The following is a 1,527-nucleotide window of genomic DNA, read 5'->3' on the forward strand; positions in this document are numbered from 1 at the left end:
GATCAAGGCCTGGACTGTGGCCAACCCGGAGCTGACCAATAACCTGGTCAAGGGCGCAGCTGTGGTCGCCGCCATTACTGCCGGCATGGGCACCCTCACCCTGGCCATTGCCAGCGTGCTCGGCCCGTTCGCGCTGCTGCGCTATGGCATGGGTCTGCTGGGTCTCAAGGGCTTTAGCCTGATCGGCACCCTGTTCCAGTTGGCTAGGTCCGCCCTGCCCCTGGTGGCCACTGGTATCCGTCTGGTGACGGCCGCTGCCATGGCCAACCCGATCCTGGCCCTTATTACCGGCATTGCCCTTGCCGCCACGCTGATCTACCAGCACTGGGGAACGGTCGGCCCCTGGTTTGCCTCGCTCTGGCAGGAGATCAAGAATGGTTTTAACGGCGGCCTGACCGGCATCCTGCAGTTGCTGGCTAACTTCTCCCCGATTGGCATCTTTTACAGCGCCTGGGCTGCTGTGCTGAGTTACATGGGAATTGAGCTGCCGGCCAAGTTCACCGACTTTGGCGGCATGGTGATTGATGGCCTGGTCAACGGCATTACCAACAACGTGGGCAAGGTCAAGGACGCTATCGTCAACGCCGCCGGCGGAGCTATTGACTGGTTCAAGGAAAAGCTCGACATCCACTCGCCCAGCCGCGTCTTTGCCGAGCTGGGCGGCTTCACCATGGCGGGCCTTGCGGTAGGTCTGGCCAAGAACGAAGACGGGCCACTTGCTCAGATGGCCGGCACGGCCAAGCGGCTGGCTGCAGCCGGTGCGGTCGCGGTTGGCGTAGCTACTGCCGCCACTCCGGCCATGGCCGGGATCAGCTTTGATGACCGGCCTCCGGTATCGCAAATTGCTACGCCCAGCATAGTCAGCCAGGACAGCTACGAAATTCACATCCACGCAGCTCCTGGTATGGATCCGCAGGCTATTGCTCGCATGGTTCGCGCCGAGCTGGCCAAGGCCAAGTCTGAACAATCCGCCCGCGGCCGCAGCAGCCTGCGAGACCAGGAGTAACCCGCCATGATGATGGCTCTAGGACGTTTTATCTTTAGCCTCTCTACCCTCGCCTACCAGGAGCTGCAACGGCAAACCGAATACCGGCACGCAAGCAGCTCGCGCGTCGGTGCCCCACCGGCGCGTCAGTTTGTGGGGCGTGGTGATGACAGCATTACCTTGCCCGGCTGGCTTGCGCCCGAGCTTACCGGCACTGCTGCCAGCCTTGACGTGCTGCGCTACATGGCCGAGTCCGGCTCGGCCTGGCCCATGATCGAGGGTACGGGTCGAATCATGGGGCTCTGGGTCATCGAAAGCATCAGCGAAACCAGGACGATCTTTTTTCGTGACGGTGCAGCCCGGCGTATTGAATTTACCCTCTCGCTCAAGCGCATCGACGACAGCCGCACCGACTTGCTCGGTGCCGGCATTGCTTCGGCCAATGGCATCCTGCGGAGCATCCTATGATCCGCGAAGCTCTCAACCAGGCAACAGGCCAGCTGCGCAAGCTGTACGACCAGGAGGTGAACGGTGCCAGTTAC

At 61.9% G+C, this 1,527-nt stretch carries 1 protein-coding gene and 1 pseudogene; both read left to right on the plus strand.

Features of this window, described 5'->3' with window-relative positions:
* Positions 1 to 1,006, plus strand: a pseudogene (locus IEX86_RS24595) (phage tail tape measure protein); the annotation flags it as partial.
* 6 nt (positions 1,007 to 1,012) lie between these two features.
* Entirely contained in the window at positions 1,013 to 1,453 is a 441-nt protein-coding gene (locus IEX86_RS24600; RefSeq protein ID WP_188868771.1) for a phage tail protein, read from the plus strand.
* Positions 1,454 to 1,527 lie beyond the last annotated feature (74 nt).

Origin of the sequence: Pseudomonas asuensis (assembly GCF_014646755.1) — a bacterium.
Taxonomy (GTDB): domain Bacteria; phylum Pseudomonadota; class Gammaproteobacteria; order Pseudomonadales; family Pseudomonadaceae; genus Chryseomonas; species Chryseomonas asuensis.